The sequence below is a fragment of the Colwellia sp. MB02u-6 genome (assembly GCF_014077095.1).
In the GTDB taxonomy this organism is placed as follows: domain Bacteria; phylum Pseudomonadota; class Gammaproteobacteria; order Enterobacterales; family Alteromonadaceae; genus Cognaticolwellia.
In genome coordinates, this window is the sequence record NZ_JACGVG010000025.1 from 128,660 (window position 1) to 153,731 (window position 25,072).

The window sequence follows — 25,072 nt, forward strand, 5'->3', positions numbered from 1 at the left end:
ATTAATTACAAAAGCAGGGGCTGTTGCTCTACCAACTGATTTTTTGAGGGATAGTCGTTCATCAAATTCAAGGCGAAAAAAAACCTGCTTAAAAAAGCAGGTTCTTTAATGTGGCTCCTCAACTTGGACTTGAACCAAGGACAAACGGATTAACAGTCCGTTGCTCTACCAACTGAGCTATTGAGGAATTGTTCTTTTTACTGTACTTTCTAATATAACCGCTAGCAATATTAATACTAGCCATTACATCTTAATGTGGCTCCTCAACTTGGACTTGAACCAAGGACAAACGGATTAACAGTCCGTTGCTCTACCAACTGAGCTATTGAGGAATTGTGCTTCTACTACTTTCTAATCTAGCCGTTTTTATATTAAAATAAAAACCACTACTTCTTAATTTGGCTCCTCAACTTGGACTTGAACCAAGGACAAACGGATTAACAGTCCGTTGCTCTACCAACTGAGCTATTGAGGAATTGTTTTGAAAGCCTCTAGTGGCTAACGGGGCCGAATATTAAAGGCCGCATGTCATACTGTCAACACAAAAGTTCGAAAAAAATCATTTTATTGCTTGTTTGCTCAAATTGCAGGCGTTGTTGATAACATTCCTGCATTTTATGATGAATAAATACCCAGCACTAAAAATAACAACTAAAAATAGAGTTATCCACTTTATCTGTGGATAACTATGTGGGTTAAAGTGTACATTTACGTAAGGTAAACGGTAGAATGCGGCTTGTAGTTAAATAGAGATTTTTTTGATTAAGTTTAAATATTAATTAATAACAAGTAGTTAGTGTACTATTGTCGTGTTTTCGCCCATGTTCGTGTGTTTTTTGTGCAAGAGTGATATTTTATACATTTATGGTGTTTTTGGCGAAGAGCAGCGTTGTCTATTTTATTCCAGGTATATTATTTTTTCTTCAAGTTGTCACATTATTATCACTAATAAAATATATACGTAGCGAGACCGAACACGATCTTTTACAATGGCAGGTGTATTCGGTTCATCACTTACGTTCAAAAATTAATGATTAAGACTAAAACTATTCACCAAATAAATCTACTTAAAGACCCCGTAGGTCCAACGTTAAAAACAATGACAGTGCCGATGATCTATGGCCTGATTTTATTGATGACCTTTAACTTAGTTGATACCTTTTTTGTCGGGTTATTGGGCACAGAGCCTTTAGCTGCGATTAGTTTTACTTTTCCTATTACCTTTACCGTGATCAGTCTTACTATAGGTTTAGGTATAGGTACGTCAGCCGTCATTGCAAAAGCGCTGGGTAAAGGTGACAAAGCGACGGCAAAAAACCTCGCAACCAGCGCATTATATTTATCAGCAATCATTGTCGGTATACTAGCCGTTATCGGTTATTTGTTGATTGATGAAACCTTTTTACTTTTAGGGGCTAGCGAAGCACTGCTCCCCTTAATTCATCAATATATGGACCTCTGGTTTTTAGGTTGTATCTGTTTAATTGGCCCTATGATAGGTAACGCTATTTTGCGTGCTGATGGCGATACTAAAACACCCAGTATAATTATGGGTAGCGCTGGCTTAATAAATGCTGTATTAGATCCTATTTTTATTTTTGGATTTGGTCCCATACCCGCTATGGGTATTGAAGGTGCAGCCATTGCTACCTTAATATCTTGGCTATTCGGTTTAGGCTATGTTTTATATATTTTAGCGATTAAACGCGATTTAATTCACCGCCATTTAATGGCAATTAAAGACTTTATTTATTCGGCACGCGACATTTTACATATTGGCTTACCTGCAGCGGGCGCAAATATGTTAACACCGGCTGCCTCGGCGGTGTTAACCGCGATTGTAGCTAACTATGGCGCATCAGCTGTAGCCGCTTTTGGGGTGGGGTCAAGAATTGAATCTATTGCCTGTTTAGTGGTGTTAGCCCTGTCGATGACATTACCTCCCTTTATCAGCCAAAACTTGGGTGCCGGCAACATGAAGCGTGTTGAAGACGGCTACAAAACCTCAATCAAATTTGTTTTAGGCTTTCAGGTGCTTGTTTATGTTGTGCTCGTGTTAGCCGCGCCATTTATTGCCGACGTGTTCTCTAAAGAGCAAGCGGTTGCCGATATTATTAAACTTTTTATTTGGATTTTACCCTTAGGTTACGGCTTTCAAGGCGTTATTATTTTAACAAACTCATCATTTAACGCACTGCATAAGCCTATGGTAGCGCTAGTGTTAAGTGTTATTCGTTTATTTATTTGTTATGTGCCATTAGCTTATATTGGTAGTTTGTGGTTTGGTATAGAAGGCTTTTTTATGGGAGCTTTACTTGGAAATGTAGTGATGGCGGCTATTTCTTATGGTTTGTTTAACAAGCAATGTGAAAAAGATCGGGTCACAGTAGAGGTTATTACTTAATGAAAGCGTTAAAAATACATTCAGATTATACTCCCAGCGGCGATCAACCTACGGCAATCGCAAAATTGCTTGATGGTATTGAATCAGGTTTAGCACATCAAACATTATTAGGGGTAACCGGCTCAGGTAAAACTTATACCATCGCCAATGTTATTGAAAAACTGAATCGACCGACCATGATGCTAGCGCCAAATAAAACTTTAGCGGCACAATTATACGGTGAAATGAAAGATTTTTTCCCTGATAACGCCGTAGAGTATTTTGTTTCTTACTATGACTACTATCAACCAGAAGCCTATGTGCCAACCACTGATACTTTTATCGAAAAAGATGCCTCGATCAATGAACATATTGAGCAAATGCGCTTATCGGCAACCAAATCACTGTTAGAGCGAAAAGACGTCATTATTATCGCCTCTGTCTCAGCAATTTATGGTTTGGGCGATCCTGAATCCTACTTGAAAATGATGTTGCATATCAGCGTTGGTGACATTATTAATCAGCGTGACATTTTAAGGCGCTTAGCTGAATTGCAATATGCACGTAATGACATGGCATTTCAGCGCGCAACTTATCGTGTGCGCGGTGATGTTATTGATGTTTTCCCTGCTGAATCAGACCGCATGGCCTTACGTATTGAATTGTTTGATGAAGAAATTGAGCGCATTAGCATATTTGATCCACTCACCGGCGCTGTTGATCACACTGTCGCTCGCGTCACTATTTATCCTAAAACCCATTATGCGACACCACGTGAAAAAATAGTGGCTGCGGTTGAAAAAATAAAAATTGAATTAAAAGATAGAGCGACTCAACTTAAAGAAAACAATAGACTTATTGAAGAGCAGCGCATAGTGCAACGTACTCAATTTGATATTGAGATGATGACCGAGCTGGGTTATTGCTCAGGCATAGAAAACTACTCGCGCTATTTATCGGGCCGGGGGCCAGGAGAGGCACCACCGACATTATTTGATTACTTGCCCAGCGATGGCTTGCTGATCATTGACGAGTCACACGTCACCGTACCGCAAATTGGTGCTATGTACAAAGGTGACCGTTCACGCAAAGAAAACCTAGTAGAATATGGCTTTAGATTGCCTTCGGCGCTTGATAATCGCCCAATGAAGTTTGAAGAATTTGAAGCCCTGTCGCCGCAAACCATTTATGTTTCTGCAACGCCAAGTCACTATGAACTTGAAAAGTCAGCAGGGGAAATTGCTGAACAAGTCGTGCGACCCACCGGACTGCTGGATCCCATCATAGAAGTTCGCCCCGTTGACACGCAAGTTGATGATTTACTGTCTGAAATTCGTAAACGGGTAAAAATTGATGAAAGAGTTTTAGCCACGACATTAACCAAGCGCATGGCGGAAGACCTCACCGATTATTTAGACGAACACCAAGTTAAAGCGCGTTACTTACATTCTGATGTTGATACAGTTGAACGGGTAGAAATTATCCGCGACTTTCGTTTAGGAAAGTTTGATGTGCTAGTAGGTATTAACTTACTGCGTGAAGGTTTAGATATGCCAGAAGTTTCTCTCGTGGCGATTCTCGATGCTGATAAAGAAGGATTTTTGCGCTCAGAGCGTTCACTTATTCAAACGATTGGGCGAGCGGCACGTAATATTAATGGCCGAGCAATTCTATATGCCGGGCGCATTACCGGCTCAATGCGTAAAGCAATTGATGAAACCGACCGACGTCGCGTTAAACAGCACCAATATAATCTTGATAACAACATAACCCCGCGTGGCGTTAGACGTAATATTTCTGATGTAATGGACCTTGATGGTGGTAAGACTCGCGCAGCAGCAGCATTAAAAGCAGCTGAGCCAGCTTCAGAATATGAAACCTTCACCACCAAACAAATTGATGCAAAAGTAAAAGAATTAGAAACAACCATGTTTAATCATGCCCAAAACTTAGAGTTTGAATTGGCCGCGTCGGTACGAGATAAAATTGCCAAATTACGCGATCTGCAGTTGGCGACTTAGCGCGTTAAAAATTTATTGATCCCATTAATTTCTAGTGGCCAATAAATCTTGTATAGATTGAAGTGTAGGCCCAATTTAGGTTTGATGTAGGTTTGATGTAGGTTCGATGTAGGTCCAATATAGCTTCAACATAGGCCCAATGTAGGGTGGACTTTAGTCCATCAGGTTAAATGAAATTTAACTGTTTTTGGTTTGAATTTTGAGTGAAAAAAACATATTAGCTGCCCGTGGTTGTTAACCCATCAGGTTAATTGCCTGTTTAACGGTTGTCAGACTAAAGTCCGACCTACAAAAAACTAAAAAAAATAGCCCAAAGCTAGATTATCTAGGCTTAGGCTCGGTCTTTTTAGGCGACTAAAACTGATTAAAGTATTGCAGCGATATCACTGGCAATATCGGCGGGCTTAGTGCTTGGGCTATAACGTTTTATCACTTTACCTTGATTATTAACCAAGAATTTTGTGAAATTCCATTTAATACTTTTGCTTCCTAACAGCCCTGGCGCTGCATTTTTTAGGTGCTGATATAACGGGTGAGCGTTATCGCCATTGACCTCTATTTTACTGAACAGGTCGAATGAAATCTTAAAGTTAAGATCACAAAACTTTTTAATTTCACTGTTCTCAGCTTTTTCTTGCTTGCCAAATTGGTTACAAGGAAAAGCGAGTACTTCAAAACCTTTGTCTTTGTATTCTTGATATAGTGTTTCTAAACCTGCATATTGTGGCGTAAAACCACAAGCACTAGCCGTATTAACGATCAACAGGGTTTTGCCTTGATATTTAGTAAAATCAACGGCTTCATTTTTATAATTGTTGGCACCAAAGGTGTAAATAGTGTTTGTCATAAGACTCAACGGGTTGGATCAATGTCAAAACAGAATAAGGTATAGGCGTGAAATTAACAAGATTAACGCGCCAGCACTTTCATCTAGTGGGTAATGATATTTAGCGGATAATAATAGCTAGCAAGTGGCTGATGTGTAGAGTTTGCTCGAGTGGGTACTAAAGAGCTGATAAAAGTTAAAGCTTATAAAAACAGCTGAAAAAGACGAAAATCACGCGTAAAAATACAGATGAAATTTCGCCTGAGCGTTAAAATATCGCTTGATAAGTTATGACAATCGGGTCAATAAGCTTGAGGTGTCCCAGCGTTTACCGCCATTTTTTTGTACATCGGCATAAAATTGATCTACTAGCGCGGTTAATGGCAGGGTAGAGCCATTATTTTTTGCCTCAGTTAGGGCAATGTCGAGATCTTTTCTCATCCAGTCAACCGCAAAACCAAAATCATACTCGCCTTCTAACATGCTTTTATGACGGTTATTCATTTGCCAAGACCCCGCAGCGCCTTGACTGATCACTTCAACAACCTGCTCGCAATCTAGCCCTGCGTTTTGGCCAAAATGCAATGCTTCAGCTAAACCTTGAATAACACCCGCGATACAAATTTGGTTCATCATTTTTGCCAATTGGCCGCTACCGACAGGCCCAAGTAATTTACTAAATTTGGCATAGCATTGCATCGCACTTTCAGCTGAGGCGTATGTGTTTTGCTCGCCGCCAACCATAATTGATAATTGGCCATTAATAGCGCCAGCCTCACCACCTGATACTGGCGCATCTAAAAACCCTAGATTAAGCTCAGTAGCTTGTTCTGCGAGTTCGCGGGCAACCGTGGCCGACGCTGTGGTATGGTCGACAAGAATAGCCTGAGTTTTCATGCCTGAAAATACGCCCTCTGGCCCTAAAACCACTTGGCGTAGGTCATCATCATTACCGACACATACAAAAACAATATCGCTGTCGTTCACCGCTTTTGCTGGTGTGCTAGCCATGGCTCCGCCATATTGCGCTACCCAGTGTTGAGCTTTTGTTGTTGTGCGATTATAAACGGTCACGTCATAACCCGCTTTTTGCAAATGGCCCGCCATAGGAAAACCCATAACACCTAAACCAATAAAAGAAACTTTTTTCATATTGTTCAACCTATTAAAATTAAATTTGTTAACGTTTGTAGCAGACATGGAGTGATTAGCTTTAGCTGATAGCTGTTGTATGGAGCAAAATTTTACTGGGTTTTAAACGGCTTAAATATCAGCTAAAGTCAGCGGTTGTATTTAAAAATTCGTTGCAATTTACGTCATCAATGCCAAGTAAATGATAAAAAGTAGCGCCGGTATATAATCATTAAATTATTTTCATTAAATAATTTTGCATTAAACAATACCAAGCTCACTCATTTGCTGATTATGTTACCTGGTTTCAATCACCCACTAACACTACCATTATCACTACCACGCTATTTAGCAAACCATCAGCACAAGGCGTTATTAAAATAAAGGCCTTGAATTTGGCTATTTTTGCTAGGCATAAACTAGGCTAGCTAATCAATAAAACCGGTATAATCAATTCAAGCAATATTATTTACTGATATATTCAAACAAGGCTTTTAGTAACTGCATTTTTTCGGTGTTATTTTCATGTTCAAAGGCCAAGTTTTCTAACTTCATCATATACTCATCAGCGCTCAATAAACCTTTAGTGCCATACTGAAGACGGTCTTGACAATGCGCCTGCCACTTTTGTTGCTCGCCGTCGTCTAGGGTATAAGGGAAGTTACGCGCCCGATAACTAAACAACAGGGTGTTTAATCGCTTATCTTGAAACTGAAAAGGGTGCGTGCCCAATTGCTCTGGCGCTAGTTGGTGCAATATATCCATTTGCGCTTTGTCGCCATGAGAGAAAAATTCTCCACCATATAAGGCAAATTCAGCTTCTACTGGTTTATCATCAAAGTCATTACTGGCAAAAACATCGGTTAATTTATCTCTAAGTTCAGTATATTGCTTAAGGCTCTTTAGATGCTCTAAACAAAGCTCGCGAGGAATATTTAAGCGTTCAGCATTTTCAGGTAACAAAGTTTTTGCTGGCGCGACAATAGGGCACTTATTTAAGTGAATTAACTTAACCGGGATCGGCAATTCATCTTCTGCTAATTCATCATAACGGGTATATAAACGTGCTTTTATCTCGGCACTAGACAGTGCAAATAACGGCGATGGGTCAAGCGCTAAATCTACCGCTATTACAGCATTTTTATTAATAGGGTGATAACAAATCGGCGCAAACCAGCTAGTGCAACCATGTAAAGAAGAGACTTTACTTGAGGTATGAACAATAGGGGTCATGTGGTAAACATCAATGAGTTCAGCCACTTGCTTTTTGTTCTTCAAATTAAAGATAAAGTCATATAACTTTGGCTGCTTTTCTTTAATCAGCTTGGCCATAGCGATAGTGGCATATACGTCACTCATCGCATCATGCGCCGCTTCATGGTCAATACCATTCGCTCTTGTTAGCAACTCTAAACGAAAACTAACCACTTGTTCGCCGTCGCGTTCAACAGTTGGCCATTCAATACCTTCAGGTCGCAAGGCATAGCAAGCGCGTACCATATCTATAATGTCCCAGCGGCTATTACCATTTTGCCACTCACGCGCGTAAGGGTCGTAAAAGTTGCGATAGAATAAGTAGCGAGTTACCTCGTCATCAAAGCGAATACTGTTGTAGCCAGCGACACAAGTGTTAGCTTGGGAAAATAGTCCGTGAATACGCTCAGCAAATTCAGCCTCACTTAAGCCTTCTCGCAAAGCCTTTTGCGGGGTAATACCCGTAACTAAACAAGCTTCAGGCTGCGGCAGATAATCAGCAGGTGGCGAGCAATAAAACATTTCGGGCTCACCAATAATATTTAAATCGAGATCTGTGCGAATACCGGCAAACTGAGAGGGTTTGTCAAATTTTGGTGATATCCCCCAGGTTTCATAATCGTGCCAAAGGATTGTAGCTTGTGTATGTGTGTTTTGATTGGTTGGCATTGGTATGTTTTTGTCCCGTTTTTATTGGCCTGAAATTAACTTTTTTTGTTTTATTGAGAGCTAAGTTATTTATGTTTATTCATTGTTTTTGTCTGCACTGTTACCTACAAAATACCTACAAAATACCTACAAAAAACTAACCCTTGTGTAGATAGTGGATGAAGCTATCACATCCTATATTAAAGAAATATCATAATAAGAGCCATGATAAACTTTTCGAGCTTGCTGATCGAGACTCTATCAGTATAAGCGTGTCTGCAAAAGGCAAAATGGTTTGGCAATTCAGCCATCGTTATAACAATAAAGCTGACCATTTGAGATTGGGGCATTGCCCTAACGTGTCTTTGCGTGATATCAGAAACTGAGTGCCAAAATTTAAGGGATTATTATTTGATGGGAAAAACCCTAAGCCTTTATGGCAACATAAAAATAAGAATGAAGCGAAATTTACGTTGATAACATTAGTTCAGCATTGGTTTGAAAGTGTTACTGAAATAAAATATAAAGTATCTACTCATCACAACTACATAACTACTACAGATAAATGGGTTAAAAATACGCCCAAGAAAGCGAATACTTTAAGTGAAAACTGGGTTAAAAAGCACTTCACTATTACTTTTGATGGAATGCGGCATTGGGTCGCACAGAGTATTTTAGCCAAAAAGCCAAACAACTAAATAACTAAATAACTACTGAAAGGCCGCTACCGGGCTAATGGGTATGGTTGCAACAATGATGACCATTTATGGTAATAACAACCACTCACCAAATGAATTTGAACTAGATGGTCTTTTGAATTTCCTTTCTAATTTATATGAAAATATCTGATTGTATCAATTTGTAATGCATTGATAGAAAACAACAATATGGATAAACTTTGTGTCACAATAGAATGATAAAGATATCTACGCGAAAGGAACCCGCGCTTGCCTGCTCAATTTTATAATGAAAATGCCAATAAGCTAGCCCAGCAATACCTGTCAAAATCATTTGATGAGGTACATCAAAGTTGGTCGCAACTTTTGCCATCCGTTATAAAAAATGCTCATGCGCGTATTCTTGATATTGGTGCAGGCTCTGGTCGCGATGCTAAACATATAGCGCAACTTGCCGCGCGCACTCACGGCACCGAAAACAAGGTTCAAGTAGTGGCTGTTGAACCTGCCAACCTATTGGCTGAACTGGGTGCAAACCAAACCACAGGGCTAAACGTAAAGTGGCTGACAGATTCATTACCCGCATTAAACGTTATCACCAAACAAGAAGTCAGCTTTGATTTAATCCTCTTAAGCGCGGTTTGGATGCATATACCTGTAGGTGATCGTGCTCGCTCAATACGTAAATTAGCTAATTTACTTAAACCCGGTGGCAAACTGGTTATTTCTCTCAGGCATGGACAAACCATTGAGGATTGCAATGAACGTAAAATGCATACCGTGTGTGCTAACGAACTCAAACAACTCGCTAGCGATGTTGGCTTATTCATTCAATTAGAAACACCAAAAGAATCAGACAAACTCGGCCGTGATCACGTTTCATGGCAAACCCTAGTATTGCAAATGCCAGACGATGGCACGGGCGCTTTTCCTTTTATTCGCCATGTAGCACTAAACGATGGCAAATCAGCAACCCATAAACTGGCCTTACTTAGAGTTTTATTAAGAATTGCTGATGGCTATGCAGGCGCAGTGCTAAGGCGAGAGCCATCACCATTTGGCGATCGCGTTATTTTACCCGTAGGCTTAGTGGCGCTGTATTGGTGTCATCAGTACAAAGACTTAATTGATAGCCACAATATATTTCAAACACCGAATAAAAGCCCCAACATGGGGTTTATGAAAGCGAATGGTTGGCAGAAATTAACCCATCGCAGCGCGTCAGATTATCGTATTGGCAATCTATTTACCGGTGACGATGCTATCGCGCTGCATAAGACACTCTCTGCGGCAGTCAGTAATATTAAAACGATGCCATGTCGTTATATCACCTTCCCTAATAGAGAAGCTAATAGTAACAACACCGTATTTGAAGTAGCCAGCAAAACCGTAACAGCCAAAGACAGCATATTTCTTGATTTACAAACCCTTGAACAATGGGGCGAATTTTCACTGCCTGAATCGACTTGGTTAGCGTTTAATCGCTACGCCTGTTGGATTGAACCTGTACTAGTTAATGAATGGGTAAAAACCATGGCAAGTTATGCCGGTAATGCTCAATATAAATCGCCTGAAAAACAATACAAATTATTTCAAGCCTTAAACTGGGAAGAGCCTAAACGCAGTACTGTTGAGGTACGTGAACGCTTTAACATCATACAAAACGCATTGCCAAAAGACGAAAAAATACACTGCGTATGGTCGGCTAAATCATTAAAACAAAAATACGATATTGATCACAGTATGCCATTTGCCCGATGGCCCAATAACGATTTATGGAATTTATTGAAAACCGATAGCCAAGTGAATAATCAAAAAAGCGATAGATTGCCAACCGAGCAGAAATTAAAGCAGGCTAAAGAAAGAATTCAGCATTGGTGGCAAGTTGCTTGGCTTGAACCAGAAGATCAGATTCAGCAACGATTTTTCGCTGAGGCTAATATTGCCTTGCCGGGGTTAAATTCAGATAACTCGTCAGTAGATGATTTGTTTGAAGCTTTGGTGATGCAACGTGGACGACTGAAAGAAATGCAGCAGTTGAGAGAGTGGTGAATGTTTCAATTTACTCTGTCCTCATTTATTCTTTAACTAGCATGTTTCTTTGGTGCGCATTGGAGACATTAGCAGACAGTCATGGCTAATGTCCGCTTTAAGCCTTGAGTTCAAATGGTGAATGCAACGCTATCCTTAAAGTAAAGGAGCGTAGCCATGAAAAGAAGACCTAAGGTTTTAGCACCATACCGACAGCTTTGAGGCTGTAAGCGGTCATAAATAAAGAGCCGAATCAATATATCTAGCAGTCACAATGAACCTATTGATGACCTTTTCTTGATACTTTGTTTGCCTCTTAATATTTATACAAAGCTTATTTGATTTTGTATATCTAAAATACTGAACTTTATTTAATACAATGATTGTATTTTTATGTTTTATACCCACACATTAAAAAAGGCGTTTTGAAAGTTACAGCATAGTTACTTATTAATAATCAACTATTTGTCGTACCTTTAAAATAAAACCTTACACTAAAATTGCGCTCTAATTCAAAGGAACGATATGACAGCTACAATCAAGTTCTTCCCCGTAGGTAACGGAGATATGACTCTCATTACCACCAATTCTGGTAAAAATATTCTAATTGATTGCAACATACGTTCTGGCAAAGAATGTCCTGATGTTGTCAAGCAACTTAGAGAGTGTTTACCCCGAGATAGTAAAAATCGATTATTCGTTGACTTTTTCGTATGGAGTCATCCTGATGAAGATCATTGTAAAGGCATAAAGGAACACTTTCACCTTGGAGAACCGTCTGGTTGGAAAAAAAACGATAACAAAATATTTATCAATGAGGTTTATTCATCTCCTATTGTTTTCCGACGTGCAGAAAAAAATAGTAAGAAAAATAGTTTAACGCTATGTGAAGATGCTAAAGCGTTTAATAAAGAAATAAAACGTCGTGTAAATCTTTACAAAAAGAACAATAAGCTTGGTCAATGTGGTGATTTAGTAAAGGTACTTGGTGAAGACGAAAAAGGTAAAACTGACGATATACAGAGTATCGTACATAAGTTGGACTCTGAAATAAAAATGACTAGCGATCTCTCAGTTAAATTATTAGGTCCAAGCCCTATTTCAGAGTTGGAAACAGACGAGGACAAACTCAGTTCAAACGAATCTAGCGTAATGATGAACTATGCGATTAAAGTAAACGGTTGTTCCACACAATTTTTTACTCTCGGTGATGCCGAGGTAGCTTGCAATGAAGCATTGTGGAAACGTAAGTCCGACTCTAAAACGACAAAGGATTTGTCTTATAATGTTCTTCAGGTTCCACACCACTGCTCATGGCGTTCAATAAGTCACGACAGTTTAAAGGAAGCCAAAAAAAATAAAACAGTAGCCAAAGTATCAAATGACGCATTAAGTGCATTAAATGAAGCAAATAACAGTGCAATCATAGTAGCTAGTTGCAATGAAATTAAAAATGATGATAACAACCCCCCAGCTCATAAAGCAAAAAAGGAATACGAAAAAATAGCGAATCACGTCAAAGGGTCATTTAAATGTGTTGACGATCACAAGAACAGCAAAAAGGAAAACATTCCTCTTACCATAGTCATCGAGAGTAGTGGCGCTAAGGTAAAATCAGCGGCAAGTTTGTCTGCCAACTCCAATGCTACACCACAAAAAGTTAATCGTGATGGTAGCGGCGGCTATGCATAACCAAACTGATATAGTTGATGAAATTGATACACTTATTGCTCCTTTCGGAGCGAGAAAGTTATCAACAGTTGAGTTGAAAAATTACTCTGATAACCTTTCTGGATGGGAATTAGAGCTGGAAATAAGGCATAATAATGAGTCTGTTACTATAGATCTTGTACTCCCAGGTTCTTTTCCTGCTTGCTTACCCAATATATTCCTGAAAACCCCTAAACTACCAGTGTTGTCGTTTCCTCACTTAGAAGACAAAGGCAAGTTGTGTGTTTGGGATGGCATGACATGTGTTAATCCTAATGATCTCTTATTTATTGTAGAGCTATTGGAACATGCTGTATTGCTAATCTCAGATGGATTAACTGGTGCACTAGATCAGGATTTTCATAATGAGTTTACCAGCTACTGGCACTACCATAATAAAACGGAAAACTTTAAACGTAGCATTTGTGACCTGCAAAAAAAACGAACCAGACGAATTGTTGTTAATTATTCCAAAGGACAGCATACCTTTGGAGACAACGAAACTGCATTAATTGCATTTCTCGATAACATTAGTTCTAGAAATGTTGGTGCTTCAAACTACCCATTAGAGCGGAGTTTATTGATATGCTTAAAAGAGACTTGGCATCCATCACAATTTCCAAATACAACTAAAGAGCTTTTGCAGCTAGTCAAAACGGATAGCTCAAATCAAAACATGGATTTTATTGAACGTGAGTTGTTGCATACCATTAACGTAAAACACTCATATCCATCGTTAATAATATCATTTAATTCTCCTGACAATCTTTGTGTAATTGCTATTGAGTTTGAAAGCTCAATTAACAAGCGAAAAAATAAATATAACAAGGTTACAGCTAAGCATGGATTTAACAAGACCATGCCGATAGCGACTTTTTTACAACGGGTTTCCAATTTTAAAATTTTTGGCCGTAATGTAACTAGACATGACCATAGTTGGCTTATGGGAAGAGATCACAATACCGGCGTTATAAGATTTAGTAATGATGTTATCTCTATTATTGGCTGCGGCTCTATTGGCGGCGCAACTGCTAGATTATTATTACAATCTGGCGTTATGAATTTAAACCTGTTTGACGATGAACTTTTAGGTACTGAGAACCCTTCTCGACATTTATTAGGTTGTTCTTCCGCAGGATTTAGTAAGACAGAAGAGTTAGCCAAACGACTTCGATCAGATTTTCCATTATCAAATATAAACGCTTATAAGGGGTGGAATGCCTATGATGAAAGCGGAGTCTCATTTACAGCACTTGAAGATTCCGAAATGATTGTAAGTTGTACAGCTAATTGGTTGACAGACCAAGCATTGCTGGATATGCAAACCCAGCACAACTTCGGCCCTATCGTATTTTCATTTGTTGAGGCTCATGCAATGGCAGGCCATGTTATAGTTAATCCGCAAAACTCAAATGCATTTAATTCTTTGCACATTCTTGAGACCAACAAAGTTGGAAAATTAAAAACACCTGTTACACAATGGCAAAGATCAACCATTAAGAACATACCTGCTTGTGCTGGCTCTTTTCAACCTTATGGTGTAATACCTCTAACTCATACACAATCAATGCTTGCTGAAACAGTATTAATCCATTTAACCTCTGATGAACTATTACCGCCAACACATACAGTCTGGTTTGAGTCTACGGACGAACTAAAGCGACTAAATGGTACATGGTCAAACTCTTGGATTAACGAGTACGGTTCCCCCGGTGAAGGTAAATGTCAGAAGCGATTCGTTTATGACGGAAATAATTGGATTAAGCAGTAATGGTAGTGTTTAGGAGTGAAGAGTTAGACCTAGAGTTATCATTTTCCGACAACGTCATACATGAACTTCAAAAATATCGCCAAACTGGAGCTAAGTTAGAAACAGGTGGTATGCTTTTCACTTCGTCTCTAGTTTCTAATGTTGTCGACATCGATTTAATTTCATCTGCATCAGATCTAGATGTAAGAAAACGTTTTGGTTTTATACCGAACAAGCGTACAGCCCAAACCATGATCGACAAAAACTATAAAAATGGTTTTTATTATATTGGAGATTGGCACACTCACCCTGAGTTAAGTCCTTCACCCTCAACTCAAGATCTAAAGACCATAAAGTCGTTATTTAGGAAATCTAAACATGATCTGACTTTTTTTGTGATATTAATTTTATGTCAATCAAATAGTTTTAAAAATTCTTACGTAGCTTTAGCAGATGGAAGAATAGTACATAAATGTAAAGTTAAAACGCTTTTATAGCTTTATCTTTGGGTGAACATATTAAGTTAACACCCAAAAGATATATAAAAATTTTCTTGAAATAACAAATACAAAATGGAAATTTAGGAGATAGAAAAATATGGAATCACTAGCTAAATTATTTGATACATACTCACTTCGGGCAAGAGTTAAACCTGCTGCTTTTATTGTTTTACCCATTGCTTTATCAATTATAACTTTTTACGAGCCAGCTAGAAGTGCAGGTGGCGCTCTGATTACTTTTTTAACGTCTTTTGGTGTTATGAGTTATACCGCAAATCAAATGTCAACCAGAGGAAATATAGTTCAAAAAAAATTATTTAATAAATGGGGAGGCAGCCCATCAACTTTACTTTTGAGATATAGAAATGATGAGATCGATGTAAATACAAAACAGCGATATCAAAACTTTTTAAGTAAACATATTTCTGACTATGAGGTTATTACGCCTGACGAGGAAGCTGCTGAACCTGTTATTGCAGACAAAAAATATGACAGTGCTATTAGGTACCTTCTTGAACATACAAGAGATAAACAAAAGTACAATTTAATCTTTGGTGAACTTATTACGTATGGCTATAGTCGTAATACGTATGCGTTTAAATGGTTATCTGCAATTATATCTGCTTCTTCCTTGATTGTTTCATCGTTGATTATTTACATGACTCATATGGTAGATAAAGTTATTAATTTAAAGATAATTTTCACTATTCCTTTTGAACAAACAGCATTGTTCGTTTTTTTATTATTGTTAATGCTCAACTCATTATTTTTTGTTAATGAAAATTGGGTTAAGATCCGCGCATTTGCATATGGAAGAAGATTACTAGCTGCTTGCGACAAAATAAACTAAAACAAAATATATTGATGTCATGGTGCAATAGATTAATACAGTTTTTAGACTAAATCATCACATACAGTTTGCGCTATTGCCTTAAATTTATATTACACACTTGGGAGCAAAAGATAGTTAACTTGACCGCCCGCAGTTCGCTATTACTAAACATTAAAGTCATTGTGCTATGTCTACTTTGTCGGATCAGAAGTCATAAAGGAATCATTGATGCTAACGACCACTTTAAGTCTTGGAGCTGCCGTTAGCAAAGTAAACTATAACGTCTCCATTAGCATTATAATTTGATGATGAACGACCGCAATGGTGGCTAAGTGGACTATTTATTAAGACAAATTCGTGTCTAAATTAGCTCAGCTATGTGGCATAAGTTAATGTTTTAAATACTAATCCCATTCTGTATGAACAATTACGCTCCATTATCAGGGCAGCTAATAATAAGAGCTCCAGAATAATTGCAACTTTTTAATGATATTAAATAAATCAGCCCACCGCCAACTTAGCCGTCTCATGCCACAAATATGCTGGCATGGGATGTTTTAACTTCCATGTGATATTCATTGGCTGACTACCTTCATATTTTACAAAATCTACTGGACCAAAATTGACAAAACCCATGGTTCTACCATTTTCATCTTTGCCTTGTTCACGGACAAATAACAGGATGATCTTCTTCGTTTGTTTCTGTTGGATGTAACCTAAACCTCGGCCTGAATTGGGTCGTGCGCTGTTCTGAGTTTGCCAGTGAAACAAGGTTGGGCTTATGGCGTAATCGTGGTACCTGGTGGTGGCTGAAAACTGTTTTTCGCATTTATTCAAGGTAACAAATAACAGCTCGGTATTAGCGTTAGCAATATTTAACACACCTTCACGGCTAGATGACTTTTTAGTAAAAGTACTATCACCAAATGCGACAAGAATATGCTCTTTCGGGTAGCGAACATGCATGTTAAGTGGTGAGGCATCTACTTTCGAGTTACCCACTGTTGGCATAGCAAACTCACTGACTTCAAGCAGTTCAATAAGCATTGAAATAACCTCGCTTAACTCACCTTGAAGTGTAGGGTCTTTCAGCGCAGCTAAACTTTTATTTAAACTTTCCCTTAAGCTACCAGATACGTCAGCACTCACACTTTTTTTACCTGCTTTATCCCAAAAATCGTAGTGACACATTAAGGCAAACTGTTGTTGGCGCTGTTGGGCGTTTGTCTCTGTGTGATCACCATTGAATGCCGGTATTGAAAAATCGTTATCGCAAAGCGCTTTAATAAAACGTAAATACGAAATTGATGAACAGTTGAGTAGTCTATTATTGATGGCTCGATAATAAGCCGCATAAAGTGCTTTATTCTCTAGCGCTATTTCGTTGTTCTTGCTTGCAGCAACTAATACTGACCAACCACCAAATGCGCCAATTTTGATCTTGTAAATATCTTCTAAGGTAATGTTAGGGTTGAGGTGTAAAAAGTTGCTTAGCGTTAAGGCTAAGTCTGTTACATGAGGGAAGTTATTAATTAAGCTGAATAACCTATTTTTGTTCAGCGACGCTTGGCTAATGTTTTTCAAGATCATGGCTTGCGTTCTTTCTTGCAATTCAATGCGACAACCTAAGGGTAGGTGAGGAAAGCCTTGCTTAACTTCTTTGCCAATGGCCTGATTGGTTTTCCCTACTAAGGCTCTAAACTTACTAGAAAAGTCATATTCTGGTCGTGAATTACCGACAAAATCTAGAATAGTGCAACATTCTTTATTTTCAGTTAAGCGTAAACCTCGACCGAGTTGCTGTAGAAAAATAGTTAAACTTTCGGTAGGACGTAAAAACAGTAAGGTATCTAGCTCTGGAATATCGACACCTTCATTAAATATATCAACGACAAACAGTACATTTATTTGCTTTGATTTAAGTCGCTGCTGCTGAATCTCTCGTTCACTACTGTTATCACTGGTTAATACACCACAAGTAATATTATGCAGGGTGAATTTTTGCGCCATAAATGTTGCGTGTTCTTTACTAACACAAAAGGCGAGGGCGCGCATTTGTGATATGTCGGTAACTACCTCTTGTAAGCTTTGTATAATGCGCAAAACCCTTTGGTCGTTATAGGTATAAAGATGAGTTAACTCGGCAATATCATAACGGCCTTTAGACCACGAAATTTTAGTTAAGTCGGTATCATCATCTATACCAAAGTATTGAAAGGGCGAAAGGTGGCGTTGATTTATCGCTTCAGGTAAGCGTATTTCTGCGGCAATAACATTACAAAAATCACTGAGGATATCGGTACCATCATGGCGCTCGGGTGTTGCCGTTAATCCTAAAAGTATTTGTGGGCTAAAGTGCTTTAATACCGTGCGATAACTACTCGCTGAAATATGATGAACTTCATCAATAACAATGTAATCAAAGTAATCTTTACTTAAGGCTAATTGTTCTGTATGGCTGTTAAGCTGATTATTTAACGATTGAATTGAGGCAAAGAGGTGCTGATATTTGCTTGGTTTGTTATTACCAACCCATAACTCACCAAAAGCGCTATTTTTTAATACGCCACGATAAGCACCGAGTGCCTGCTTTAATATTTCTTCTCTGTGGGCAATAAACAAAAACTTTGCTTTGGGATTTTTAGTATAGAAACGCGCAAAGTCAAAAGCAGAAATAATGGTTTTACCTGTGCCTGTTGCCGCAACAACTAAGTTACGGTAGCGATTATGCAAGTTTCGCTCAACCTGTAATTTTTCTAATATAGTTTGCTGATGTGAGTGTGGTTTGATATCAAAATAAAAACTTAGCGTTGCGTTATTGAACGTGCCTTTTGCTTCTTGCAGTGCGGTATTTAGCTTTTCACGGCTTGCTGCTTTGCCATCAAAGTGTTCAAAGTCCGGTGATTCCCAGTAGGTTTCAAAAGTGCTGAGCGATTTTTCAATAATATGTGGTATTTCTTGTGAGGTAATTTTAAGGTTCCATTCCAAGCCACTGGTTAAGGCCGAATGTGATAAATTAGACGAGCCAATATAACCGGTATGAAAGCCGGTATTACGCATAAATAAATACGATTTTGCATGCAGGCGTTCACGGTTAGTATTGTAACTAAGCTTAACTTCAGTGTTGGGCAGGGATGCTAAAAACTCTACCGCTTTTGCATCAGTAGCGCCCATGTATGAGGTGGTGATTATTTTTAATTGTTTACCACTACGGGCGAAAGACTCTAATTCATTTTTAAATATTCGAATGCCAGTCCATTTGATAAAGGAGACCAGCCAATAAATTTTATCTGACGATTGGATCTCTCTTTTAATTTCAGTCTCTAGCGAAACACCAACATTACTACCGCAAAACAACTCACTTTGTGTGAGCCCGGTTATCGGCATAATCGCGTCTACGTATTTGGGTAAGTCAGCAGCAATGGGATTTGATTTATCAAATAACGCGGTAAGAATTTTGCCTTGGCTATCAAGTAAGTTATCAGTGATTAAGGCTTCATCTTTTATGTGTGTGCTAAGCCACTGCACAATAGTATTTGCTAAGTTTATTTGCTCATGAATTCTAGACTTGCCAATGGGCACTGAGTCCATGGCAATTTCGATAAGCCGGGTTAGGAAACGTGATAACCAGGTTGCTGCTTCGCCAGTCTCTAATAACCGCTCACCAACATGGAAAGTTTCTCTATCTAAGTTTTGCTCAACTAATTGCGTAATTAACTGCTCGTAGATACCCGTAGTGTTCATGAAAATCCTTTTTATTTTAAACGCTTACTTGCTGTAGGCTACAGTAAATTAAGAAAGAGATAAATGAGGATTTATATTTTTTATAAAGCAGTCAGCAAAAAAGTATCAACAAAAAAAACAGCACCAAAGAAAATTTTAAGCAATATTTTTTGATAGTTACCTCTTACTTCCCGCAATAAAGTACAGGAAAAAAAAGTACAGAAAAAACCTTTGAATATAGAGAGAGCGGTATGAGGAGTTGGAGTAAACGTTAGCGAGCTATGCTTTAGTGCGTTACCTCTTCTATCAAGAGGTAACTGGTCACTGTTTTAATCTATTAGACGAATAATAAGGCAAGCCGTTAGTTTTTGTTATTAACTTAAACATCGCAATCGAAAAAGCTAACACATTGAGAACGGCCACTGTTTTTTGCAGCATATAAAGCGGTATCTGCTTCATGAATTAGTTTTTCGTGATTATTGTTTGATGAACGAGAGCAGGTAAAACCAATACTGGCGGATATAGACACGGCTATTGAGTTATAATAAACAGGTGTATCACAAATAATATGCCTCAGCTTTTCTGCTATATAGGCTGCGCCATTTAAATCGGTCTCAGGTAAAAACACACAGAACTCTTCACCGCCATAACGCCCTATAACATCACTTAAACGTAATGACTCAGTACAGCGTATCGCCACTTGCCTTAGTACTTCATCACCACACAAATGGCCGTACTGATCGTTGATTTTTTTAAAAAAGTCCATATCAAACATAACAAGAGAAACTTGGTGTTCATATCGGTTAACTCGACTCACTTCATTTTGGAAACATTTTTCCCAATGAGATCGGTTATACAATTGTGTTAAACCATCAATACTGTTGATACGCTTTAATTCCATGACGGTATCTTTGAGTTTCATGGTTGCTATGGCGATATCGGTCACATCTTTAATGGTAACGCAGATATACTCAACATTATTATCTTGGCCAAATACGGGCGTAAAACAGCAATTTTGATACATAAAATCAACACCACCGGTTACAGAACGTCCGTGTGGAAACTTAAATAAATAAGCTCTTTGTTCCCAAGAAGAATAAGCTGGGCTTTTCAAAATAAAAACACTTTTAATATTCCTTTCAAACCACTTGCGAGGTAAGTTAGGAAAGCAATCTAAGAGATTTAAACCAACAATATCATCAGAGGTGAACTGACAACGAATAGCCATATAGTCGTTCCACAGATGCACAGTAAAATCTTTATCTATAACAAAAACGCCACTGTCGAGGCAATCAATGACATTATTAGTGAAAGGGTACTTATTAATCATAATATTTATAACTTATCAACAAGCCGGATTAAAACATCTTGTAAGTATTTAACCGAAGAATCTGGCATCAAAAGAAACAAATCGCAATGAAATGAATGCTTATCAACAATGAATTGTATTTTTATAGAAAGCGCATAATCCCATATCAAGTGCTCTTTATTGAGTAAACTCTCGATTATGATGGATTGCCCTATTATCGATGGTGGCGTAGTAAAAATACGTTCTGATAGTTGTTGGGCCATACCTGACAAGCAAGCACCATTAATAATATTCGAAATTTCAAGGAGCATTTCTTGTTGAACTTCAGACGTGACTTCGTCATCTAAATCAATTAATCGTGCCAACTGCACGAAGTCGGTGTTACTGAAAATGGTAATGGATTCACCACAAATATTAGGATCTACTACATGAGTATAAAAACCCTGTCGTACTGCTGATACTTCTTCAGCAGGTGTTAATCGTTTTAATGTCGTAATTAAATTTTTCGCTGAAAAAATTTCAATTGAAGGCACAGATAAAGTAACATATTGATCAAATAGAACAGAAAGCGATTTACCTGCTTGCCCCATACCTATGTTACAAATCTCTTGTAAATAGTCTCGTTGATCTTCAGTAAAATTGAAACTCTTTTTCATAGTAACTTATGCTTATTTAAAATGTTCATTAATGTGTTTGCAGAAACAGGTTTTCTAATCAAATCTAATGCTCCGGCGGCCTCAACCATTCTTTTCGCTTCGTCTTGTATATCCGCAGAAATAACAATGGTATTAATAACGATACCTTCAGCCTGCATTATTCTTAACACACTAAAACCATCTAATACCGGCATGGTTAAATCTAGAAATAAAAGATCTATCTTCTGAGTACGAAGCACATCAAGTGCTTCTTGGCCGTCTTTTACTATCTGTGAGTTTGCGGCCCAACCTTCAGGAAGTATTCTTTGGAGTTGTTTTCGTGCCACATTAGAATCATCACAAATTAATATAGAAATTGTCATTCTTATCCTGTTGAGTTAGTAAACCAAAAGCGCAGAGAGTTATAATAATCTCTAGATTTAACTCAAGGTTGTCCTAAAGTTAGATATCAATAAAATTAATATACACATGAAAAATCAATTACTAATTAGCTTTGAATGCCTAATGTGAGGTTACTGACTATTAGCTTTAAAGGCCTAAATGTAATGCTAACGGCTATAATACCACCCAACGTGAAAAATAGGTGATTTTATTAAGTTAGAATCATAGTTGAGATAAAACTAAGGCAGTTCAAGATGTTAATCAATGATTTTATTCTCTTAATGTAATAAAATAAATCGCAATATTGGTTAAGTAATATTAGTTACTAGCTAATAGGGCAACATAATTAAAGTTAAGTATTGATTGATCTAGCTCTGTTGTTGACACTGAATACTCAGCATTCTAGCTCAAAAATTTGCTGTAGTTTCATGAAGATTTTATTAGTAAATCTTTTTATAGTAATTGTGAACTTGTGATTATGAACACGCTATAGGAGTGCGGAAAACCTAAGGGTGATGTCTTGGGTTCGAATCTCGCCGAGGACGCTATTTTTTTAAATCACCCACGCCTATTAAAAGCAAAGCGATCGCGCTCGAATTAGTTCATTCACCTCTTGTTTAACCTACTGCAATAGCTAGCCTCATTGCTGCTCAACACTCATTTATAAATTTTCACGATTAAGGGCTGCAATGGCTCACACGATTAACCCCCTCACAGCGACAGAAGTAGACAATAGTTATAATGAATAGGTCTATACAGCTTCACCTCAAGGTGGATAATTTAGGTTAAAAAACAGCTAAGCATTAGAATAAATCATAGGAAAATTTACGGCTCTGACTTGCACGCGGAAAATAATAAGTTCGTCAGTACAAGGGGGTAGGGCAATTGAATGGGAGTTCTAATCTCTCAGTTTTATCATTTATCTCCTTTATATAATATTAAAACACTGATTCTAACTTAGTCCGCACTAAATAAAAGCGTGTGCAGGGAGGTGTACAAAATAGATTGTCGTTCTTCAAAGGCTAGTTATAGCGGCCATGTTTCATCATCGCACCACAAGATACTTGGCTGGTTCATAGTGTTACTCTGTGTAACTTTATTTTGTTTTTTTTTGTTGTTATAAATCAAGTGATTAATCTAGATTTGCCAATTATTGTGTAACATTTAGGTATCATCATGTTTTCTACGTTATAAATAAAAACGTAGCCAGTTTGTGACCCACGGAACTTATTTTTTGTCTCAGCTATAAAAGTTTATAAGGCAATGTGGGGGCTAAGCTGATTGAAATTCATACTTTTATTTAATAAAAATATATTAAACGTTTCAATGTAATAGCTGACCGAGAATGACTCAGTATTCGTATGTAAGTCCATGGTAGCTTAACTTTCCAGTATCGTTATAGTTATCATAATAAAGCGACTCGCATCGCATTAGGGGGGATCCTGATACTTTTGTAAAACAAGCGTGTGAGAAGACACCAGAATTTTGGCAAATGTTGAACGATGGACTTTCCATACGGGCAAACAAAGGCCTTCAATCAGCACGCCATTATTGCTTATGATTAGTATGGATGGCATAGTGAATTTACAGTTAATTTGATAGTGAATTAGCATCGTTAATTGTTATCAACCCATGAATAAAAACTTTACCCAGAGAGATAAATGACTATAAACCTGTCTAATAACTACCAAGCACTTGGCACCAGCTTTTCAGAGCAAACATTTCCTGCACCTGTGGCTGCGCCTTCATTATTACTGTGGAACGAAACCTTAGCAAAAACGTTAACTATCCCTTTTAGTCAAAAAGATGATGCTGAACTTATCGCACAATACTTCTCAGGTAATCAATTAATTGAAGGAAGTAAGCCGGTTTCACAAGCTTATTCTGGGCATCAGTTTGGTAACTTTAATCCGCATCTTGGTGATGGTCGAGCACATTTATTAGGTGACATTGCTGATGCTGAAGGGCAACGCTGGGATATTCAGCTTAAAGGCTCAGGCGTTAGTTCTTTTTCACGTCAAGGTGATGGTCGTTGTGCGCTTGGCCCAGCGCTGCGCGAATATATGATGAGTGAAGCTATGTTTGCGCTAGGTGTGCCAACTACACGTTGTTTAGCTGTGGTTACTACCGGTGAAAATGTATATCGCGAGCGACCTTATGATGGCGCTGTTGTTACCCGTGTCGCCACAAGTCATATCAGAGTGGGTACTTTTCAATATTTTTCGGCGCGTAACGATACTGATTCGCTTAAAAAGTTGACCAATTATGCCATTAATCGACATTTTCCAGAATTACTGGTTGAACAGAAGATAGCAACAACGACAACAAGCCTTGATGATGAAACAACGGTTGATGATATTAGTAGCGAACAAGTGCTTAAATTTTTCTCTGCTGTGTTGTCAAAACAAATACCATTAGTGCTTTCATGGTTAAGGGTGGGTTTTATTCATGGCGTGATGAATACCGACAATACAACTATTTCAGGAGAAACCATAGATTACGGTCCTTGTGCCATGATGAATGCTTATGATTTAGACACTGTTTTTAGCTCAATTGATCGTAATGGTCGTTATGCTTTTGGTAAACAGATAGGTATTATGCAGTGGAATATGACCAGACTAGCCGAAACGTTATTACCTTTAGTTGCTAGCGATGAAGATGATGCAGTAGCGAAAATAGAGCCTTTATTAGCGCAATTTCATCAAGATATTCAGCAAGGTTACTTAACTATGATGGTGGCTAAAATTGGCATTGATGAGCCAGAGCAAGGTGACGCCCAGTTGATTAATGATTTACTGGCCATTATGCAAAAACAAAAGTTAGATTACACGCAAACCTTCACTGCTTTAACGAATGCACTGAACAAAATTCAAATTGAACAACCACTAACCGATATGCTTAATGAATGGTTACCTCGTTGGTATGCTCGAATTGAGTCATTTAAAGTGGCTGCACACACGTTAATGGTAAGCACTAATCCTGTTGTTATTCCAAGAAATCATCATATTGAAGCACTGTTAGCGTCTTGCCAAGAAAATGGTGATTTAACAGCGTTAGATAAATTCTTGGCGGTATTGCGACAACCTTATACAGAAATTACTGATACTAAACACTATCAAGATGCACCTGTTGAAGGTGATAAATCTTATCATACCTATTGCGGTACCTGATCTGCACTATAATTTTGCATAATGAATAACCAAGAGTAATAACGTCGATAGCCATGGTTAATGTGCTGTT

At 38.1% G+C, this 25,072-nt stretch carries 16 protein-coding genes and 3 tRNA genes; 9 read left to right on the forward strand and 10 right to left on the reverse strand.

Annotated features, from left to right (window positions below):
* Window positions 1-111: 111 nt before the first annotated feature.
* The 3 genes from H4J46_RS01965 to H4J46_RS01975 form a co-directional block, all read right to left on the reverse strand.
* Window positions 112-187 (reverse strand) — tRNA-Asn (locus tag H4J46_RS01965).
* Window positions 188-256: 69 nt separating this feature from the next.
* Window positions 257-332 (reverse strand) — tRNA-Asn (locus tag H4J46_RS01970).
* A 67-nt stretch (window positions 333-399) separates the two neighbouring features.
* A tRNA-Asn gene (locus H4J46_RS01975) sits at window positions 400-475 on the reverse strand.
* Window positions 476-1,030: 555 nt separating this feature from the next.
* Between H4J46_RS01975 and H4J46_RS01980 the strand changes: the two genes are divergently transcribed.
* Together H4J46_RS01980 and uvrB are read left to right on the forward strand one after the other, a co-directional pair.
* On the forward strand, window positions 1,031-2,404 hold the full coding sequence (locus tag H4J46_RS01980; RefSeq protein WP_182231892.1) for an MATE family efflux transporter: 1,374 nt from the start codon (window positions 1,031-1,033) through the stop codon (window positions 2,402-2,404).
* On the forward strand, window positions 2,404-4,404 hold the full coding sequence (gene uvrB / locus H4J46_RS01985) for an excinuclease ABC subunit UvrB (RefSeq protein WP_182231893.1): 2,001 nt from the start codon (window positions 2,404-2,406) through the stop codon (window positions 4,402-4,404). The genes H4J46_RS01980 and uvrB overlap by 1 nt, the downstream gene beginning before the upstream one ends.
* 364 nt (window positions 4,405-4,768) lie before the next feature.
* Here uvrB and H4J46_RS01990 read toward each other — a convergent pair whose 3' ends face one another.
* The 3 genes from H4J46_RS01990 to sbcB all read right to left on the reverse strand — a co-directional run bounded on the left by H4J46_RS01990 (window position 4,769) and on the right by sbcB (window position 8,284).
* Complete coding sequence (locus H4J46_RS01990) at window positions 4,769-5,251, reverse strand: glutathione peroxidase (protein ID WP_182231894.1); 483 nt, start codon at window positions 5,249-5,251, stop codon at window positions 4,769-4,771.
* Window positions 5,252-5,518: 267 nt separating this feature from the next.
* The gene (locus H4J46_RS01995; protein WP_182231895.1) at window positions 5,519-6,430 is read right to left on the reverse strand and encodes an NAD(P)-dependent oxidoreductase; all 912 of its coding nucleotides are present in this window, start codon (window positions 6,428-6,430) and stop codon (window positions 5,519-5,521) included.
* Between the two features lie 396 nt (window positions 6,431-6,826).
* The gene (gene sbcB, locus H4J46_RS02000) at window positions 6,827-8,284 is read right to left on the reverse strand and encodes an exodeoxyribonuclease I (protein WP_182231896.1); all 1,458 of its coding nucleotides are present in this window, start codon (window positions 8,282-8,284) and stop codon (window positions 6,827-6,829) included.
* A gap of 365 nt (window positions 8,285-8,649) precedes the next feature.
* Between sbcB and H4J46_RS02005 the strand changes: the two genes are divergently transcribed.
* The 6 genes from H4J46_RS02005 (at window position 8,650) to H4J46_RS02030 (ending at window position 15,781) form a co-directional block, all read left to right on the forward strand.
* Complete coding sequence (locus H4J46_RS02005; protein WP_182231897.1) at window positions 8,650-8,961, forward strand: hypothetical protein; 312 nt, start codon at window positions 8,650-8,652, stop codon at window positions 8,959-8,961.
* A gap of 249 nt (window positions 8,962-9,210) precedes the next feature.
* Entirely contained in the window at window positions 9,211-10,992 is a 1,782-nt protein-coding gene (locus H4J46_RS02010; RefSeq protein WP_182231898.1) for a class I SAM-dependent methyltransferase, read from the forward strand.
* A 504-nt stretch (window positions 10,993-11,496) separates the two neighbouring features.
* Window positions 11,497-12,663 (forward strand): hypothetical protein, encoded by a 1,167-nt coding sequence (locus H4J46_RS02015; RefSeq protein ID WP_182231899.1) that lies wholly within the window; start codon window positions 11,497-11,499, stop codon window positions 12,661-12,663.
* Window positions 12,656-14,452, forward strand: coding sequence for an E2/UBC family protein (locus tag H4J46_RS02020; RefSeq protein ID WP_182231900.1), 1,797 nt, complete (start codon window positions 12,656-12,658; stop codon window positions 14,450-14,452). The genes H4J46_RS02015 and H4J46_RS02020 overlap by 8 nt, the downstream gene beginning before the upstream one ends.
* A gap of 5 nt (window positions 14,453-14,457) precedes the next feature.
* Window positions 14,458-14,928, forward strand: a complete 471-nt coding sequence (locus H4J46_RS02025; RefSeq protein ID WP_182231901.1) for a Mov34/MPN/PAD-1 family protein — start codon at window positions 14,458-14,460, stop codon at window positions 14,926-14,928.
* A 100-nt stretch (window positions 14,929-15,028) separates the two neighbouring features.
* Complete coding sequence (locus tag H4J46_RS02030) at window positions 15,029-15,781, forward strand: hypothetical protein (protein WP_182231902.1); 753 nt, start codon at window positions 15,029-15,031, stop codon at window positions 15,779-15,781.
* A gap of 483 nt (window positions 15,782-16,264) precedes the next feature.
* On the opposite strand, the gene H4J46_RS02035 is transcribed toward H4J46_RS02030, so the two are convergent.
* The 4 genes from H4J46_RS02035 to H4J46_RS02050 all read right to left on the reverse strand — a co-directional run bounded on the left by H4J46_RS02035 (window position 16,265) and on the right by H4J46_RS02050 (window position 21,813).
* On the reverse strand, window positions 16,265-19,507 hold the full coding sequence (locus tag H4J46_RS02035; protein ID WP_182231903.1) for a DUF3427 domain-containing protein: 3,243 nt from the start codon (window positions 19,505-19,507) through the stop codon (window positions 16,265-16,267).
* Between the two features lie 358 nt (window positions 19,508-19,865).
* Window positions 19,866-20,816 (reverse strand): diguanylate cyclase, encoded by a 951-nt coding sequence (locus H4J46_RS02040; RefSeq protein ID WP_182231904.1) that lies wholly within the window; start codon window positions 20,814-20,816, stop codon window positions 19,866-19,868.
* Window positions 20,817-20,821: 5 nt separating this feature from the next.
* Window positions 20,822-21,451: a hypothetical protein gene (locus tag H4J46_RS02045; protein WP_182231905.1), complete on the reverse strand. Its 630-nt coding sequence runs from the start codon at window positions 21,449-21,451 to the stop codon at window positions 20,822-20,824.
* The gene (locus tag H4J46_RS02050; protein ID WP_182231906.1) at window positions 21,448-21,813 is read right to left on the reverse strand and encodes a response regulator; all 366 of its coding nucleotides are present in this window, start codon (window positions 21,811-21,813) and stop codon (window positions 21,448-21,450) included. Before H4J46_RS02050 ends, H4J46_RS02045 begins: the two co-directional genes overlap by 4 nt.
* Window positions 21,814-23,493: 1,680 nt before the next feature.
* Between H4J46_RS02050 and H4J46_RS02055 the strand changes: the two genes are divergently transcribed.
* Window positions 23,494-25,002: a YdiU family protein gene (locus H4J46_RS02055; RefSeq protein WP_182231907.1), complete on the forward strand. Its 1,509-nt coding sequence runs from the start codon at window positions 23,494-23,496 to the stop codon at window positions 25,000-25,002.
* Window positions 25,003-25,072 lie beyond the last annotated feature (70 nt).

What these genes read in the sequence shown, in the direction of transcription:
- H4J46_RS02020 (WP_182231900.1), top strand. Translation starts at nt 12,656, where the DNA reads ATGCATAACCAAACTGATATAGTTGATGAAATTGATACACTTATTGCT.
- H4J46_RS02040 (WP_182231904.1), bottom strand. Translation starts at nt 20,816, where the DNA reads ATGATTAATAAGTACCCTTTCACTAATAATGTCATTGATTGCCTCGAC.
- H4J46_RS01980 (WP_182231892.1), top strand. Translation starts at nt 1,031, where the DNA reads ATGATTAAGACTAAAACTATTCACCAAATAAATCTACTTAAAGACCCC.
- H4J46_RS02055 (WP_182231907.1), top strand. Translation starts at nt 23,494, where the DNA reads ATGACTATAAACCTGTCTAATAACTACCAAGCACTTGGCACCAGCTTT.
- uvrB (WP_182231893.1), top strand. Translation starts at nt 2,404, where the DNA reads ATGAAAGCGTTAAAAATACATTCAGATTATACTCCCAGCGGCGATCAA.
- sbcB (WP_182231896.1), bottom strand. Translation starts at nt 8,284, where the DNA reads ATGCCAACCAATCAAAACACACATACACAAGCTACAATCCTTTGGCAC.
- H4J46_RS02015 (WP_182231899.1), top strand. Translation starts at nt 11,497, where the DNA reads ATGACAGCTACAATCAAGTTCTTCCCCGTAGGTAACGGAGATATGACT.
- H4J46_RS02035 (WP_182231903.1), bottom strand. Translation starts at nt 19,507, where the DNA reads ATGAACACTACGGGTATCTACGAGCAGTTAATTACGCAATTAGTTGAG.
- H4J46_RS01995 (WP_182231895.1), bottom strand. Translation starts at nt 6,430, where the DNA reads ATGTCTGCTACAAACGTTAACAAATTTAATTTTAATAGGTTGAACAAT.
- H4J46_RS01990 (WP_182231894.1), bottom strand. Translation starts at nt 5,251, where the DNA reads ATGACAAACACTATTTACACCTTTGGTGCCAACAATTATAAAAATGAA.
- H4J46_RS02050 (WP_182231906.1), bottom strand. Translation starts at nt 21,813, where the DNA reads ATGACAATTTCTATATTAATTTGTGATGATTCTAATGTGGCACGAAAA.
- H4J46_RS02045 (WP_182231905.1), bottom strand. Translation starts at nt 21,451, where the DNA reads ATGAAAAAGAGTTTCAATTTTACTGAAGATCAACGAGACTATTTACAA.
- H4J46_RS02030 (WP_182231902.1), top strand. Translation starts at nt 15,029, where the DNA reads ATGGAATCACTAGCTAAATTATTTGATACATACTCACTTCGGGCAAGA.